The organism is Pseudomonas sp. 02C 26, assembly GCF_002843585.1.
GTDB classification, from domain to species: Bacteria; Pseudomonadota; Gammaproteobacteria; order Pseudomonadales; family Pseudomonadaceae; genus Aquipseudomonas; species Aquipseudomonas shirazensis.
In genome coordinates this window covers 1659199-1675591 of record NZ_CP025262.1, presented here as the reverse complement: position 1 = coordinate 1675591, position 16393 = coordinate 1659199, and the positions used below count along the sequence as shown (strand labels likewise).

Annotated in this window: 3 protein-coding genes; 1 reads left to right on the top strand and 2 read right to left on the bottom strand. The window is 66.4% G+C overall.

The window, feature by feature from the left end:
- Positions 1 to 3 precede the first annotated feature (3 nt).
- The gene (locus CXQ80_RS07660) at positions 4 to 1407 is read left to right on the top strand and encodes an efflux transporter outer membrane subunit (protein ID WP_101318091.1); all 1404 of its coding nucleotides are present in this window, start codon (positions 4 to 6) and stop codon (positions 1405 to 1407) included.
- A 33-nt stretch (positions 1408 to 1440) separates the two neighbouring features.
- On the opposite strand, the gene CXQ80_RS07655 is transcribed toward CXQ80_RS07660, so the two are convergent.
- Both CXQ80_RS07655 and CXQ80_RS07650 read right to left on the bottom strand, forming a co-directional pair.
- A complete protein-coding gene (locus CXQ80_RS07655) occupies positions 1441 to 3060 on the bottom strand; it encodes a PvdJ/PvdD/PvdP-like protein (protein WP_101318089.1) in 1620 nt (539 codons plus the stop codon).
- Between the two features lie 126 nt (positions 3061 to 3186).
- Positions 3187 to 16140 carry a non-ribosomal peptide synthetase gene (locus tag CXQ80_RS07650; protein ID WP_101318087.1) on the bottom strand — a complete coding sequence of 4318 codons (12954 nt, stop codon included), beginning with the start codon at positions 16138 to 16140 and terminating at the stop codon, positions 3187 to 3189.
- Positions 16141 to 16393: the final 253 nt, after the last annotated feature.

Sequence of the window (16393 nt, the reverse complement as noted above, 5' to 3'; positions counted from 1 at the left end):
TCCATGACCTTGCCCAGCCGCATCAGCCTGTTATCCCTGAGCCTTGCCCTCGCCGCCTGCAGCACCGCGCCCGCCCCCGAGGCCAACCTTCCGGCACCGTCGGCCTGGCAGGGCGGCAGTGAGGTTAACAACCACCCGCTGCCAAATGCCCGCTGGTGGCAGGCGTTTGCCAGCAGCGAGCTGGACGGTCTGGTCGAGCGCGCCCGGCTCAACAGCCACGACCTGGCCGGCGCTGCCGCACGGGTACGCCAGGCGCAGGCGCGAGCGGTGATTGCCGGCGCGCCGTTGCTGCCGGACCTGCAATACGGCCTCGACGCCAGCCGCCAGCGGCTGCTGCGTGGCGAGGGTAACGACCAGCTCGACGCCAGCAGCAGCGAGCGCACCAGCACCGCCTTCGATGCACGCTTGAACGCCAGCTACGAGGTGGACTTCTGGGGCGGTGTGCGCGCCGCTCGCGACAGCGCCCTGCGCGAGGTCGACGCCAGCCGCTTTGATCGGCACACCGTCGAGCTGACCCTGACCAGCGCCGTTGCCGACAGCTACCTGCGTGGCCTGACCCTGCAAGAGCAACTGCGCATCGCCCGCCTCAACCTGGCCAACGCGCGCGATGTGCTCGGCGTGGTCGAGGCGCGCCAGGGTGCGGGGTCTGCCACCCGTCTGGAGCTTGCCCAGCAGCGCAGTCTGGTCGCCGCTCAGGAACGGCAAGTGCCGTTGCTCGAACAACAGTGGCAAGACAACCGCGTGACGCTAGCCACACTGCTCGGCGAACCGGTGCAGAACCTGCCGCAGACCAGCGCCAGCATCAGCGCCGTGCGCTGGCCGCAGATCGGCAGTGGTGTGCCCAGCGACCTGCTCGGCCGCCGCCCGGACATCGCCGCCGCCGAAGCACGCCTGGCCGCCGCCAGTGCCAATGTTCAGGTCGCCCGCGCTGCACTGTTGCCGCGGCTGACCCTGGGCGCCGAACTGGGCAGTGGCGCGCGCACCTTCGCCGACATCCTCGACAGCCCCTACTACACCCTGACAGCCGGGCTGATCGGGCCAATCTTCAATAACGGCCGCCTCAGTGCGGCCCGTGACCTGGCCACGGCCGAGCAGGAAGAACTGCTGGAGAATTACCGCAGCAGCATCGTTGCCGGCTTTGCCGATGTGGAAAAGGCGCTCAACGCGATCAGCGGGATAGACCGTCAGCGCCAGTGGCAGGATGAGGAACTCACCCAGGCCAGGCTGGCTTTCGATATCGCCCAACGCCGCTACAGCGCCGGCGCCGAAACCCTGCTCAGCGTGCTCGAAACCCAGCGCACGCTGTACCTGGCCCAGGACCAGCAGGCGCAACTGCGTCTGGCCCGCCTGCAAGGCAGCGTAGCGCTCTACAAAGCCCTGGGCGGTGGCTGGCAGGTCGAGCAGTAGGCGAGCGCCCGGGGCCGCGGCCCCAGGCCGGCTTCAGACGATATTCTTCAGCGACAAGTGCCGCGCATACCAAGGCCGCTGCGGCACCTTGCGCACCAACCCGGCGAGCGTGTCGTCTTCACCAAAAGTGATGCGCAGAGCCAGCTTCATGGTCTCTACGTCCATCTCCACCGACTTGCCCACGCGCAGGCCGGGCGTGCTGCTGCAACCGTGGGTGTCCGGCCCCAGCCACGGATCGCCGACCTCGACGAAGCGTCCAGGCGCAAACCACTTCACCCCGCTCACCTCAAGCCGGCGCACCTGACCCGGGTGCAGCCGCTCATGGGCCTGATACCAGTCCTCGATGCGCTCGTCGATCCAGCCGTGAAAGCCCCAGAACACCGGGTTGACGTGGGATGAAAACGGATCGCCAAGAAAATCGTTGTCGGCACCGAACCAGCGCGGAGCAAAGTCGCTCGGATCGCGGGCAAACGGCACCGGAGCGCCGTTGCTTGGGTCGCGCGGGACCGAGGCCCAGCACATGTGCAGCCAGTCGTGCAGGGTCATTTCCATTTCCGAACCAAGCTCGCCGAGGCTGAGCCTGGCCAGGTACTGCGGGTCCTGATACTGCGACTCCCACACCTGGAAGTTGCTGCAGAACGTTTCGCTGGCCTTGATCGCTGCAACCCACTGGCCATACGGCTCGTCGCCCGGCGCCTGCCAGCTGGGCGGCACACAGCAGCCGTCGTGGTTTTCGTGGTAGCGGGCAAAGCCCTGACGGTCGAACTCGACGTTGGGCTGCGGCAGCGGAAACTGCTGCCAGGCGGGCAAGTCCTGCAACTGCCGCGCTGCCGCTAGCATGTGCCGGTGCATGAACAGAAAGTCGATACCCGAGCCATTGCGGTGCTTGCGCGGGCCGCGGGCATCGCGCTCCTGCTCACGTGGGCCGGGCTGCCAACCGAGCCCACGCAGGGCGTTGCGCTTGTCTTCGGGGAGCTTGTGCCACTGGTCGCGGGTGGCGTGCCAGAGCTGATGGAACAAGCGATGTTCGGGGCTGATCACCCAGGCCTGCATCGCCGCGTTGTACCTCAGGCGCTCACGTGCTTCGGGGAAACTGCGTTTGATCGCAACGAAGCGGCTGTCCGGCACCGGCAGGGTCAGCGAGCGGTCGACCCGTTGCAAGCGGCCACTGAGGCTGGCGTTGCCGGCATTGGCGAACTCGCCCCAGACCTCATCCAGGCTGGCGATGCACTCGTAGCCGGGGCCGCCGCGCAGGCTGATCAAACGCCAGCGCACCTGCCGCGAATTGGCCCCGACCAGGTCCCCGAGAATGCGGTAGGCGGCCACGCCGTCAGCGCGCAACTGCTCGCCGGTATCGACAAAACCACGCAGGCCACGGCCCTTGGTGGCGACGTCGATAAACGCCTGCACGCCCGTGAGTGGCAAGCCCTCGAGGCCGCCATCAACGCCCTCGAAGCGCAGGTCCCAAACACCGCGCATCTGCTCGGCGAGCACCTGACCGGTGAAATCGGCAGGCTCCACCGTCGCTTCGCCGGGGGTAACGATGTCGTCGGCCGGGTCGTGGGTCAGCTCCCTGTGCGCGTAGTAAGCCGCCGTGCCAGTGGCCCCCGCCAGCGCCAGGCCAGCGATGAAGCCGCGTCGAGAAATGGTCATTGCGCCTCTGATCAAATGCGATGGTGCTGCAGGTGGTGTCCAAGCTAGAACGGATAACCACAGGTTGAATTTAACGCTCGGCCAGGCGCCGGCGAGCGAGCGACCAGCGCCCGCCCGCCGCAGCTGTCAGAAGCCTTCCAGCTCGGCCATCAGGTCGCTCAGGCGGTCGACCTTGTCGTCATCCAGCACACTGCCCTGCAGCCCTTCGACATACAGCGCCAGCTCCTCGACCGTGCTGCACTCGAACATTGCCCGCAGCGGCACGTTCAGCTGCAACTGCTTCTGCACCCGCGAGGCGATCTGAGTGGCCAGCAGCGAGTGGCCGCCAAGCTCGAAGAAGTTGTCGCGCACGCCTACCCGCTCGCTGCCGAGCACATCGGTCCAGATCACAGCCAGTGTCGCTTCCAGCTCGCTGCGCGGCGCCAGGTAGTCCTGGCTGTGCTGAGCACCGATATCGATGGCTGGCAGCGCTTTGCGATCGAGCTTGCCGTTGGCGTTGTGCGGCAGGCTGTCGAACCAGCCCCAGTGCAACGGCACCATGTACTCCGGCAGGTCGCTGCGCAGGCGCTGTTTGACCTGTTCCAGCAAGGTTGCATCGGCCGTCACGCCGTGATGCGCCACCAGATAGCCGACCAGGTGCTTGCCGTTGACGCCCTCCTGCACGCCGACGGCGGCGTCGCGGATCTCGCCTTGCTCATGCAGGCGCGCTTCGATCTCGCCCAGCTCGATCCGATAACCGCGGATCTTCACTTGGTGGTCGATGCGACCGACGTATTCGAGCACGCCGTCTACCCGGCGCCGGGCCAGATCACCCGTGCGGTACAAGCGCTCTCCCGGCGCGCCGTATGGATGCGGGATGAACGCCAGGGCCGTGCGCACCGGGTCGCCGACATAGCCGCGGCCCACCCCGGTGCCGGCCACGCACAACTCGCCCACTGCACCCAGCGGCACCAGGGTCTGTTCTTCACCCAGCAGGTACAGCCGGTTGTTGTCGGTCGGCGTACCGATCGGCAGGTAGCTGCCTTCGGTCGACGCTGCATCGACACGGAAGAACGCCACGTCATCCGAGCACTCGGCCGGGCCATAAGCGTTGACCAGGCCAATTGCCGGGTAGCGTTGCAGCCATTGCGCGGCCAGCTCGGGCGGCATCGCCTCGCCGGTCGGCAGCATCCAGCGCAGCCGGTCCAGGTGCTGCTCGGGGTTGGCGAGCATGCCCTGAATCAGCGACGGCACGCTTTCCAGCACGCTGATCCCGCTCGCCTGCACATGGCTGAGCAAGCCTTGCGGGTCATGCGCGATGGCGTTCGGCACGATCTCAACGCGGGCCCCGAACAACGGCGCGGCGAGGAACTGCCAGACCGAAATATCAAAACTTTGCGACGCGGTCTGGGCGATCACGTCGTGCTCGTCCAGCCCCAGGTACGGCACCTTGCTCAACTGGTTGTTAAGCATGCCACGCTGCTCGACCATCACCCCCTTGGGCAAACCGGTGGAGCCGGAGGTGTAGATCACATAGGCGAGGTTGTCCGGGCCGCTGTAGACGCCTGGGTTATGGCTAGCCACGGCGCTGGCCTGAATTTCTTCCCACACCAGCAAGGTTGGCCGTACGGCACCGGCCAGCTCATCCAGCAGTTGCCGCGCCTGTTCGGCGTGGGCGGCGGTGCACACCAGCAGCGGCGTGCGGCTCAGCTCGACGATGCGTTGCAGGCGCGCCGCTGGCAGCCCGGGGTCGAGCGGCAGATAGCCCGCGCCGGCCTTGAAGCTGCCGACGATCATGCCCAGCAGCGGCAAGCCACGCTCGGCCAGCAGGGCTACGGGTTGATCGATGGCGACGCCCGCTGCGAGCAGCGCGTGGCCCATGCGGTTGGCGGCCAGGTTGAGCCCGGCGTAGTCAAAACTGGCCTCCAGGCAGCGCGCCACGACCCGCTGCGGATGCGCGGCGACGCGCGCTTCAAACAGCTCGACATAGCTCTGCTCAAGGCTGTAGGCATGCTCGCTGCGATTGCAGTCTTCGAGCAGGAAGCGTTGTTCTTCAGCGCCGAGCAACGCCAGCGCGCTGACCTCGCCGTCAAAGCCCTCGACCAGCGCCAGCAGCAGGCGCTTGAATTCGGCCAGCAAGCGCTCGACCGTGGCGTGATCGAAATAGCGCTGGTCAAACGACAGGTGCAGGCCTAGGTCATCACCGGGGTAGCACACCGCGGTCAGCGGAAAGTTGGTGTGGGTCCGGCCCGAGTCAGAGCTGGCGTTGAGGTGCTGGGCGTGGTCGAGCACGGCCGTTTCCACTGGCGCGTTCTCGAACACGAACAGGCTGTCGAACAGCGCCTGGCCCTTGGGCAGCTCGCTGCGCTCCTGGATCGCCACCAGCGGCAGGTACTCGTATTCACGCAGCTCCATGTTGCGCTCGAGCAGGCCCTGCAGCCACTGCCGCACACTTTGCCGCTGCCCCGGCGCCGGCAATTGCACACGCAGGGCCACGCTGTTGATGAACAGGCCAACCGTGCGCTGCATCTGCGGCATGCTCACCGGCCGCCCAGCCACGGTAACGCCGAAGACCACGTCGCGCTCGCCGCTGAAGCGCGCCAGCACCAGTGCCCAGGCCGCCTGGGCGAAGGTATTGATGGTCAACTGGTGGGCCTGGGCCAATTCGCGCAGGCGGGCGCCCTGCTCGACCTGCAGCCGGGTATAGCAGTCGCCGACGATCATGCCGTCGCCGGCATGGTCGTGGCGCAGCGGTCGGTCGCTGGGCAGCGCCGTGGCGCGCTCGAATCCGGCCAGGTTGGCTTGCCACCACTGGCGCGCTTCATCGAGGTCCTGCCGTTGCAGCCAGCCGATGTAATCGCGATAGCGCGGCGGCACTGGCAGTTGCGCCTGGCGGCCCTCACCGAGCGCCTGATAGATCTCGAAGAAGTCGTTCATCAGCAACGAGCGGCACCAGGCATCGATCAGGATGTGGTGATTGCTCATCATGAACCAGTAACGCTCGTCGGCCACGCGCACCAGGCGCAGGTGGAACGGCGCCTGGCTGAGCAATTCGAAGCCCGCTTCGCGTTCCTGCTTGTGCAGCGCTTGCAGGCGTTGCTCCTGGGCCTCGTCATCCAGCTCGCGCCAGTCCTGATAGTCGACCGCGGTGTGGCCTGGCTTATGGATGATCTGCAGCATCGCTTCGCCGGCGCTCCAGCTGAACGAGGCACGCAGGGCTTCGTGACGGGCGACTACCGCCTGCCAGGCCTGGGCAAAGCGCTGCGGCTCGAGCGCGCTGTTGATGCGGTAGCGGTCCTGCATGTAGTAGATGCCGGTGCCCGGCTCGAGCAGGGTATGCAGGAGCATGCCCTCCTGCATCGGCGTCATCGGGTAGACGTCGTCGATTTGCGCAGCGGGTACGGGCAGGCTGTCGATCTGCTCCTGGCTCAGGTGAGCGAGGGGGAAGTCCGACGGGGTGAAGCTGCCGTTGCCATCGGCCAGGCAATGGGCAACCAGCGCCAGCAGTTCGCGGCGATAGTCTTCGGCCAGCGCGGCGATGGTGGCGTGCTCGTAGCGCTCGCTGCTGAAGGTCCAGCGCAGTTGCAGGGCACCGCCGTAAACCTGGCCATCGACGCTGAGCCAGTTGGGCAGCGCCGCGTCGAGGTCGTGGGCCAGGCCCGCCGGCGCATCCAGCGGCTGGAACAGCGCATGCGCATCGAACTGCTGGTCGAACTGGCCGAGGTAGTTGAAGGTGATCCGCGCCTGCGGCAGCGCTGCCATGCTTTCGCGGCTGGCGGCGTCAGCGAGGTAACGCAGTACGCCGTAACCGATGCCCTTGTGCGGCACCTGGCGCAGTTGTTCCTTGATGCGTTTGATCGAGCTTGCCTGGGCCTGATCGTGGTCGCCTGGCTCGATGGCCAAGGCCAGTGGATAGGCATTGGTAAACCAGCCGACGCTGCGGGTCAGGTCGAGGTCTTCGAACAAGCCTTCGCGGCCGTGGCCTTCCAGTTGCACCAGCACTTCGCGGTCGCCGCTCCAGCGGCACAGGGTGCGCGCCAGGGCGGTCAGCAGCAGGTCGTTGACCTGGGTGTGATAGGCCGCTGGCGCCTGCTGCAGCAGCTGGCGGGTTTGTTCGACCTCAAGGTTGATGCTCAGGGTCTGTGCATGTCGGTTGAGGTTGCCGCCCTGAGGATGATCACAGGGCAGCTCACGGCGCACGCCAGCCAGTTGCGTCTGCCACCAGCCAAGCTCATCGCGCAGCGAGTCGCTGCCGGCATAGGTAGCCAGGCGCGCTGCCCAGTCGCCGATGGCGTGGGTCTTGGCCGCGAGACTGGCGCCGCGGTACAGCGCCTGCAAGTCCTCGAGCAGCACCCGCCAGGACACGCCATCGACCACCAGGTGGTGGATAACGACCAGCAAACGCTGCTGGCCTTGTCCATCACTGACCAGCAAGGCGCGCAGCAGCGGCCCCTGCTGCAGGTCGAGGCTGCGTTGCACATCGGTATACAGCGCCTGGCAGTCGTCCAGATCGGCGACCGTTGCCGTCCACAGCAGTTGCTCGCTGGTCGGCTGTTGATACTCGCCGTGCCAGCGACCGTTCACCTGACTGAAGCGCAGCCGCAAGCTGTCGTGCTGCACCAGCAACGCGGCCAGCGCCTGTTCCAGGCTCGCCGCCAGCAATGGCTCACGGACCTGCAACAGCACGGCCTGGTTCCAATGCTGCGGCTCGACCACTTCACTGTCGAAGAACCATTGCTGGATCGGCGTCAACGCGCTGCTGCCGACCCGCGCGCCCTGCTCGATCACGCTCGGCGCATCGCTGTGCCTGACCACCGCGGCGAGTGCCTGGATGGTTTGGTGCTGGAACAGGTCGCGCGGGGTGAACTGTAGGCCCAGTTGGCGGGCCCGGCTGACCACCTGGATCGACAGAATCGAATCGCCGCCCAGCTCGAAGAAATTGTCCTGCACACCGACCCGGGCGACGTTGAGCACCTCCCGCCAGACCTGCGCCAGTTGCTCCTCGAGCGCATTCGCCGGGGCTTGATAATGCAGCTGCACCAGCTCCAGATCCGGCGCTGGCAAGGCGCGGCGGTCGAGCTTGCCGTTGCCCATCAGCGGCAGCTGGGCGAGCAGCACCAGGTGTGCGGGGACCATATAGTCCGGCAGGTGCCGGCGGGCATGAGCCTTCAGCGCTTCGCGCAGATCGGCCTGGGTAGCCGCGTCGGCGTTGGCCTGAGCGCAGACCAGATAGCCGACCAGCTGCTTGCCGCCGGGCAAGTCCAGCGCCAGCACCACTGCCTCGTCGATGTCGGCGTAGGCTTGCAGGCGGCTTTCGATTTCACCCAGTTCAATCCGGAAGCCACGGATCTTCACTTGCTGGTCGGCACGGCCAACGTATTCGACCAAGCCATCAGCACGCAGGCGCACGCGGTCGCCGGTGCGGTACAGGCGGCCGCCGTCGCGGCTGAACGGGTCGGCGACAAAACGCTCGGCAGTCAAACCGGGGCGGTCGTGATAACCCTGGGCCAGGCCGGCGCCGCCGATGTACAGTTCGCCGATGCCGCCCTGGGGCAACAGCGCCAGATCGTCATCCAGCACGTACGCGCTGCGAGCGCCGATCACCTGGCCGATCGGCACGCTGCCAGCGTCGGCCGGCAGGGTCGGCGGCGCCAGACACGCGAGCGGCATGACTACGGTTTCGGTCGGCCCATAGGCGTTGAACAGCTGCTGCGGAACAAACGCCTGGCGGATCCGCTGCAGGTGCTCGCCGGTCAGCGCTTCACCGCCGGTGATTACCAGACGCACTGGCAATTGCTCGGCGCTGCTGGCCAGGTACTGAGCCAGCTGGCTGCCGTAGCTTGGGGTAAAGCCAAGAATGTTCACCTGCTGCTCGCGCACCAGCTGGCAGATTTCCTCGGCGCCCCACTGCCCTTGCCCGCGCAAGACCACCCGCGCACCGCACAACAGCGGCGCCAGCAGGCGCTCACTGGCAGCATCGAAGTTGATCGAATAGAAGTGCAGCTCGCAGTCGTCGCTGCGCATGCCGAACGCGCTGATCACGGCCTGGCAATGCATGGCGATTTCGCCGTGGCTGACCACCACGCCCTTGGGCTGGCCGGTCGAGCCGGAGGTGTAGATCAGGTAGGCCTGATGCTGCGCCAGGCTGAGGTTGGTCAGCGCTGCATCGCTGTAATCAGCCAAGGCTGCGGCATCATCCTCAAGGCACCAACGGCCGACAGTGGCCGGCAACTCGCCGAGCCGTTCGAACAAATCGCGCTGGCCGAGCAGCAGGCCGATGCGGCTGTCTTCGATCATGTATTGCAGGCGTTGCAGTGGGTATTCCGGGTCGAGCGGCACATAGGCACCGCCGGCCTTGAGGATTGCCAACAGGCCAACGACCATTTCCAGCGAGCGCTCAAGTGCCAGGCCAACCCGCACTTGCGGGCCGACGCCACGCTCGCGCAGCACCCGCGCCAGGCGATTGGCCTGCTGGTCGAGGGCGGCATAGCTGAGGTGTTCACCGGCAAAGGTCAGCGCCAGCGAATCCGGGCTGCGCTGGGCTTGCACGCTGAACAGACCGTGCAGGGTGTGTTGCAGCTCGCCAGCAGGCTCGCCCTGCAATTGCTCAAGCAGCGCCTGTTGCTCGGCCGCGGCCAGCATCGGCAGCTCGCACAGACGCTGCTGCGGGTCGGCGATCAGCCCAGCCAGCAGCTGTTGCCAGTGCTCGGCCATACGGGCGATGCGCGGTTCATCGAACAGGTCGCGGCTGTAGGTCAGGCAGCAGCCGAGGCGGCCGTCCAGGTCGGTAACTTCCAGGTACAGGTCGAACTTGGTCGCACTGGCGTCGTTGAGCAGGTAGTCGACCTGCATCCCGGCCAGCTCGCGGCTTTGCTGGAAGGCCCAGCGCTGCACGTTGCACATCACCTGGAACAGCGGGTTGTAGGCACTGCTGCGCGCCGGTTGCAAGGCTTCGACCAGTTGCTCGAACGGCAGGTCCTGGTGCGACTGGCCGGCCACGATGGTGTCACGCAGTTGCTCGAGCAGGTCGCCTGCACGCATCTGCCCGTCCAGCTCGCAGCGCAGCACTTGGGTGTTGAGGAAGGCGCCAATAAGGCCTTCGCTTTCCGGGCGAATCCGGTTGGCCACCGGCGCACCGATACGCAGGTCGCGCTGGCCGCTGTAGCGGTGCAGCAAGGCCGCCAGAGTGGCGGTCATGGTCATGAACAGGGTCAGGCCGCGCTCGCCATTGAACGCATGCACCCGCGCCGCCAGTGCCGGGTCGAGGTCGAAGCGGTACAGCCCGCCCTGATGGCTCTGCACCGGCGGCCGTGGGCGGTCGCTGGGCAGTTCCAGCAGCGGCTGTTCATCGCCCAGCCGGGCCTGCCAGTAGGCCAGCTGGCGCTGGCCTTCGCCGCCTTCCAGCCATTGCCGCTGCCACACGCTGTAGTCCAGGTACTGCACTGGTAACGGCGCCAGCGGCGACTCGCGATCATCGACAAAGGCTTCGTACAGCTCACACAGTTCGCGGGCAAAGATGTCCATCGCCCAGCCTTCGGTGACGATATGGTGCAAGGTCAGGACAAAGTAGTGCTCGCGCTCGCCGGCCTTGACCAGGCAGGCGCGCAGCAGCGCACCGCGCTCCAGATCGAACGGCTGGTGCGCCTGTTGATCGGCCAGCGCTTGCAGGCGCTGTTGGCGCTGCTCGGCAGCCACCGCGCTGAAGTCATGCCACTGCACCTGCAATGGGCTGTGCTCGGCGACGCACTGGTATGGCACGCCGTCGATGCTCGGGAAGGTGGTGCGCAGGGTTTCGTGACGGGCAATCAACGCATGCAGGGCGCGCTCGAAGGCATCCACGTGCAAGGTGCCGCGCAGGCGCGCCATGCCGCCGACGTTGTAGGCCGGGCTGTCCGGCTCCATCTGCCAGAGGAACCACATGCGCTGCTGCGAATACGACAGCGGCACCGCCTGGCGCCGGTCGACCCGCGCAATAGCGCCTTGCTGGTTATGCTCGCCGCGCTCGCGCAGCCCGGCAATCTCGACACAGAATGCGCCCAGCTCGCTGGCATCGAACAAGGTCTTCAATGGCAGTTCGACGTCCAACGCCTGGCGTGTGCGCGAGACGATCTGGGTGGCCAGCAGCGAGTGGCCACCGAGGGCGAAGAAGTCATCCTGCAAGCCCACCTGCGGCACGCCGAGCACTTCGCGCCAGATTGCCGCGACCTGCTGTTGCAGCGCAGTGTGCGGCTCGACGTGCTGGCGTTGTTGCCAGACCGGCGCCGGCAGCGCCTTGCGCTCGACCTTGCCGCTCGGGCCGATGGGCATCTGAGCAAGGTGGATCAATTGCGCCGGGACCATATAGGCCGGCAGGCGCTCGCTCAGTGCGGCCAGCAGCGCCTCGCTCTGCTCGTTACCGGTGTAATAGCCGAGCAACTGTGCACCAACCGCGTCCTGATGAATCAGCACCACCGCCTGAGAGACGCCCAGCTGAGCCAGCAGGCAGGCCTGCACTTCTTCGGGTTCAACCCGGAAGCCACGAACCTTGACCTGCTGATCGAGCCGGCCCAGATATTCCAGCGCCGCATGCTCGGGCAACCAACGGACGCGGTCGCCGCTGCGGTACAGGCGCGCGCCGTTGCCATCGGCCTGCGGCACGAAGCGCTCGGCGGTCAGCCCTGGTCGGCCCAGGTAACCCCGAGCCAGGCCGACGCCCCCCAGGCACAGCTCGCCCGGCACACCTGGCGGGCTCAGCTCGAGCTCGTCATCAAGCACCTGGCAGAGCACGTTGGCCAGCGGCCTGCCAATCGGTGAACGCTCGCCATCGCTGGGCTGGCAATGCCAATGGGTTACGTTGATTGCGGTTTCGGTCGGGCCATAGCGGTTGTGTAGGTGCACCTGCGGCAGTACCTGCAGAACCCGATCACGCAGGCTGGCCGACAACGCCTCGCCACCGGAGAACAGCCGGCGCAGGCTCGTGCAGCTCGCAGTCAGCGGCTCCTCGACAAACACCTGCAGCAACGGCGGGACGAAGTGCAGCGTGGTCACGCCAAACTGCTGCACCAGCTCGGCGATGCGCTGCGGATCACGGTGCTCGCCGGGGCCGGCGAGGACCAATGGGCAACCGGTGAGCAGCGGCCAGAAACACTCCCACACCGACACGTCAAAACTGATCGGTGCCTTTTGCAGCAGCACATCGCTGGCCTCCAGTGCATAGCTGGTCTGCATCCACCGCAGGCGCTCGGCCAATGCCCCATGGGTATTGCCGACGCCTTTGGGCTGGCCGGTGGAGCCTGAGGTGTAGATTACGTAGGCGAGGTTGTCGCCTTCCAGATGCAGCCCCGGCGCATGGCTTGGCCAGCTGTCCAGGTGCAACTGGTCAAGGGCGATCACGCTGACCTCGGCACGCTGCGGCAGCTGTGCCAGGCAGTCGCTGTGGCTGAGCAACAGGCTCGCGCCACAGTCGGCGAGCATGAACGCCAGCCGCTCGGCAGGGTAATCGACGTCCAGCGGCACATAGGCGCCACCGGCCTTGAGGATCGCCAGCAAGCCGACCAGCAACTGTGGCGAGCGCTGCAGGGCAATCGCGACACAGGTATCGGGGCCGACACCTTTGTCGCGTAGGTAATGCGCCAGGCGGTTGGCCTGCTGGTGCAGGCTGGCGTAATCGAGGCTGCCGCCGTCCCAGAGCAGAGCCGGCTGTTGCGGGGTCAGGCGCGCCTGTTCGTTGAGCTGCTCGACCAGCAAGCGCTGCGGCGCCGGCGCTGCGCACTGGCCCCATTGCAGCAGTTGCGTGCGCGAGGCGGCATCAAGCAACTGCACATCGCCCAGCGCCAGCTGCGGTTGCGCGCTGACCTGTTCGAGCAAGGCCAGCAGGTGCTGCGACAGGCGCCGCACGGTGGCCGCGTCGAACAGCTCCGCGGCATAGTCGAAGGCCAGGCTGAGGCGGCCCTGCTGGTCTTCTTCGCTGTGCAGTTGCAGGTCGAACTTGGCTTCACGGCTGTGCCATGGCAACTCTTCGGCGAGCAAACCAGGCAGGCGGCGCAGCGCTGACAGGTCGCGTTGCTGATGGTTGAACATGACCTGGAACAGGCCCTGCTCACGCGCCTGCGGCAGTGCTTCAAGCAGTTGCTCGAACGGCAGGTCCTGATGCGCCTGCGCCTCGATCGTGGCCTGACGCACCTGGGCCAGCAACTGGCTGAACGGCTGGCGGCCATCGAGCTGCGCACGCAGCACCTGGGTATTGGTGAAGAAGCCAACCATGCCCTGAGTTTCCAGGCGTGGGCGGTTGGCATTGGGCACGCCAACGCGGATGTCGTGCTGCCCGCTGTAGCGGTGCAGCAAGCCCTGCCAGGCAGCCAGCAGGATCATGAACAGGCTGGCCTGTTGCTGCTCGGCAAGCTGCTTGAGCGCGGTGGTGAGCTGGGCCGGGACTTTTACGCTGAGGCGCTCGGCGCGCAGTGTGCGCTGGCTCGAACGCGGCTGATCGGTGGCCAGATCGAGCACCGGCAGATCATCACCCAATTGCGCTTGCCAGTATTCGAGTTGTGCTGCAGCCGCGCCCTCGGCCAGCCACTGGCGCTGCCAGATGCCGTAATCGGCGTAGCCCAACGGCAGCGCTGGCAGGCTGACGTGCTGGCCCTGGCAGCGGGCCGCGTACAGGCGAGCGAACTCATCCAGCAGAATGTTCAGCGACCAGCCGTCAGCGACGATGTGGTGCAGCGTCAGCCACAGCTGGTGCTGCTCATCATCCAGCCGCGCCAGAGTAGCGCGCAGCAGCGGCCCATTGCCCAGATCGAACGGCTGCTGCGCCTCGGCTTCGCGGCGGGCCGCAACCTGCGCGGGGTCCAGCCCATGCAGGTCAAGCTGAGCGAGCTCCAGTTGCAGCTCAGGCAGCACCCGTTGCAGGGCCTGGCCGTCGACTTCGCTGAACACCGTACGCAACGATTCATGCCGGCTGACCAGCGCTTGCAGGCTGTGCTGCAGCGCGGCAACGTCGAGTTCGCCGCGCAGGTGCAGGCCGGCCGGGATGTTGTAGGCTGCCGACTGCGGTTGCAGCTGCCACAGCAGCCACAGGCGGTTTTGCGCAAGCGACTGCGGCAGTGGCTGAGCGCGGCCGCGCACGTCGATATGAGTGCGCTGCTGGCCGCCGTCAGCCAGCAGTGCAGCTACCGCTGCGCTGTAGTCAGCCAGCACCGGGGCGTCGAACAGGGTGCGCAGGCTCAGCTCGATGCCAAGCTCGTCTGCCAGTTGCGCGGTCGCCTGCGTGGCGGCAATCGAGTTGCCACCCAGCAGCAGGAAGTGGTCATCGGCCGCCACCGCTTCGACCTTGAGCAGGTCACGCCAGATGGCAGCGATGCGCGCTTGCAGGGGCTCTGTCACAGAAGCCGCCGACGCCACGCTGCTGATCGCCGGGAAGCGCGCGTAGAGATCAAGGCTGCCGTCATCCATGCGCTGGCGACAGGCCGCGCGTTGCAGCTTGCCGCTGGAAGTCTTCGGTAGCGCGCCGGGGTTGAGCAGCAGCACTGCCGCCGGTGCCTGCCGACAGGCATCGGCGATCACCTGGCGCAGGGTCTTGATCAGCGCCTCGGGAGCGGTCGACTTCTGCACATTGCGGCTCACTTCGACAGCGACACCGATGCCCTCCTCGCCGTTGTCGTCGACGGCGAATACCGCCACCCGCCCCTTGCGCAGCCCTTCGACTTCGCGCTCGAGGGTCTGCTCCAGGTCCTGCGGGTAGAGGTTTTGCCCACGTACGATGAGCATGTCTTTCAGGCGCCCGGTGACGAATATCTCGCCGTCGCGGATAAAGCCCAGGTCGCCCGTGCGCAGCCAGGTCTGGCCGTTCATCTCGACGAAGGTGCGTGCCGTCGCTTGCGGGTTGCGCCAATAGCCACGGGCGATGCTCGGGCCGGCGGCCCAGATTTCCCCGACCTGGTTATCCGCCAGCAGCTGTTGCTGCTGTGGTTCGACGATGCACACGGCGTGCTCGGGTTGCGGATAGCCGCAGCTCATCAACACACTGCCCTCGCCGCTTTCGATACGGTGCTCGGCCAGCGCCTGGGCATCGACCTGCAGAGCAGCAATGCCTTGAGCGCGACGGCTGCCGCTGACGAACAAGGTGGCTTCGGCCAGGCCGTAACTGGCGAAGTAGCTGCTGCGCTCGAAGCCGCATGGCTGAAACTTGCTGGCAAAAGTTTCCAGGCTGTCCTGGCGGATCGGCTCGGAACCAGAATACGCCACCCGCCAGCGGCTAAGGTCGAGCCCGGCCAAGGCCGCTTCGCTAACCCGTTCACTGCACAGGCGATAGGCAAAATCCGGCCCGCCGCTGATGGTACCGCCGTACTCGCTGATCGCCTGCAGCCAGCGCAGCGGCCGGGCCAGGAAGTACCCCGGCGACATCAGCACACACGGCACGCCACTGAAGATCGGCTGCAGCAAGCCGCCGATCAAGCCCATGTCGTGGTACAGCGGCAGCCAGCTGACGATGACGTCGTCGGGGTTCAGGTCGATGCCAAAGCCCTGGCGAATCAGTTGCTCGTTGGCAACCAGGTTGGCATGGCTGACCTGCACGCCCTTGGGCAATGCGGTAGAGCCTGAGGTGTACTGCAAGAAGGCGATGTCATCGCCCGCCAACTGCGGCTCGCGCCACTGCGCCGCCAGCGCCGGGTCGAGCTGGTCGACCGCCAGCAACTGCGGCGCGCCGTCAGCAGCGAGCGCGTCAAGTTGCTGCAGGCTGTCGCGCAGTGTTTCCACGGTCAGCAGCAAGCGCGGCTGGGCATCGTCGATGATCGACAACAGGCGCTGTTGATGATGGCGCTTGGCAGATTCTGGCGGATAGGCCGGCACGGCAATCACACCCGCATACAGGCAGCCGAAGAACGCCGCGACGTAATCGGCACCGCTGGGGAACAACAGCACCGCCCGATCACCGAACTCGGCCCGCGCCTGCAGTGCTGCGGCGATGGTCCGCGCCCGCGCATCCAGCGCCTGATAGGTCAGTACTGCCTGCTCGCGCGGGTCATCGGCCAGAAAGCGCAAGGCGATCCGCTCGGGGGTCTGCTTGGCGCGTTGCGCCAGGGCCTGGACCAGCGAGTGCGGGAGTTCGAAGGCGTCCGTCATGGGTGTTCCTGCCAGTGTCTGGGTAAGTCGGGCCTGGCCGTTGCCTCGCTGAATGCGGGCGGCGTAGGCGGCCTTGGGTACACAGGGGAACGGATGGGCAGGGCAAATAATTAACAGTGCGGGCAGCGAGGGGGATGACTGTGCGAGGGCAGGCTTAGATCAAACACGAATAGATACTCATTAACTTTCGTATTTGACAACCATTATCATTCCGCCTAATTTGTCGCTCGTCGCAGGAAGCGCCCTATCCAAA

Coding starts and splice junctions, on each gene's coding strand:
- CXQ80_RS07660 (WP_101318091.1), top strand. CDS start 4: ATGACCTTGCCCAGCCGCATCAGCCTGTTATCCCTGAGCCTTGCCCTC.
- CXQ80_RS07655 (WP_101318089.1), bottom strand. CDS start 3,060: ATGACCATTTCTCGACGCGGCTTCATCGCTGGCCTGGCGCTGGCGGGG.
- CXQ80_RS07650 (WP_101318087.1), bottom strand. CDS start 16,140: ATGACGGACGCCTTCGAACTCCCGCACTCGCTGGTCCAGGCCCTGGCG.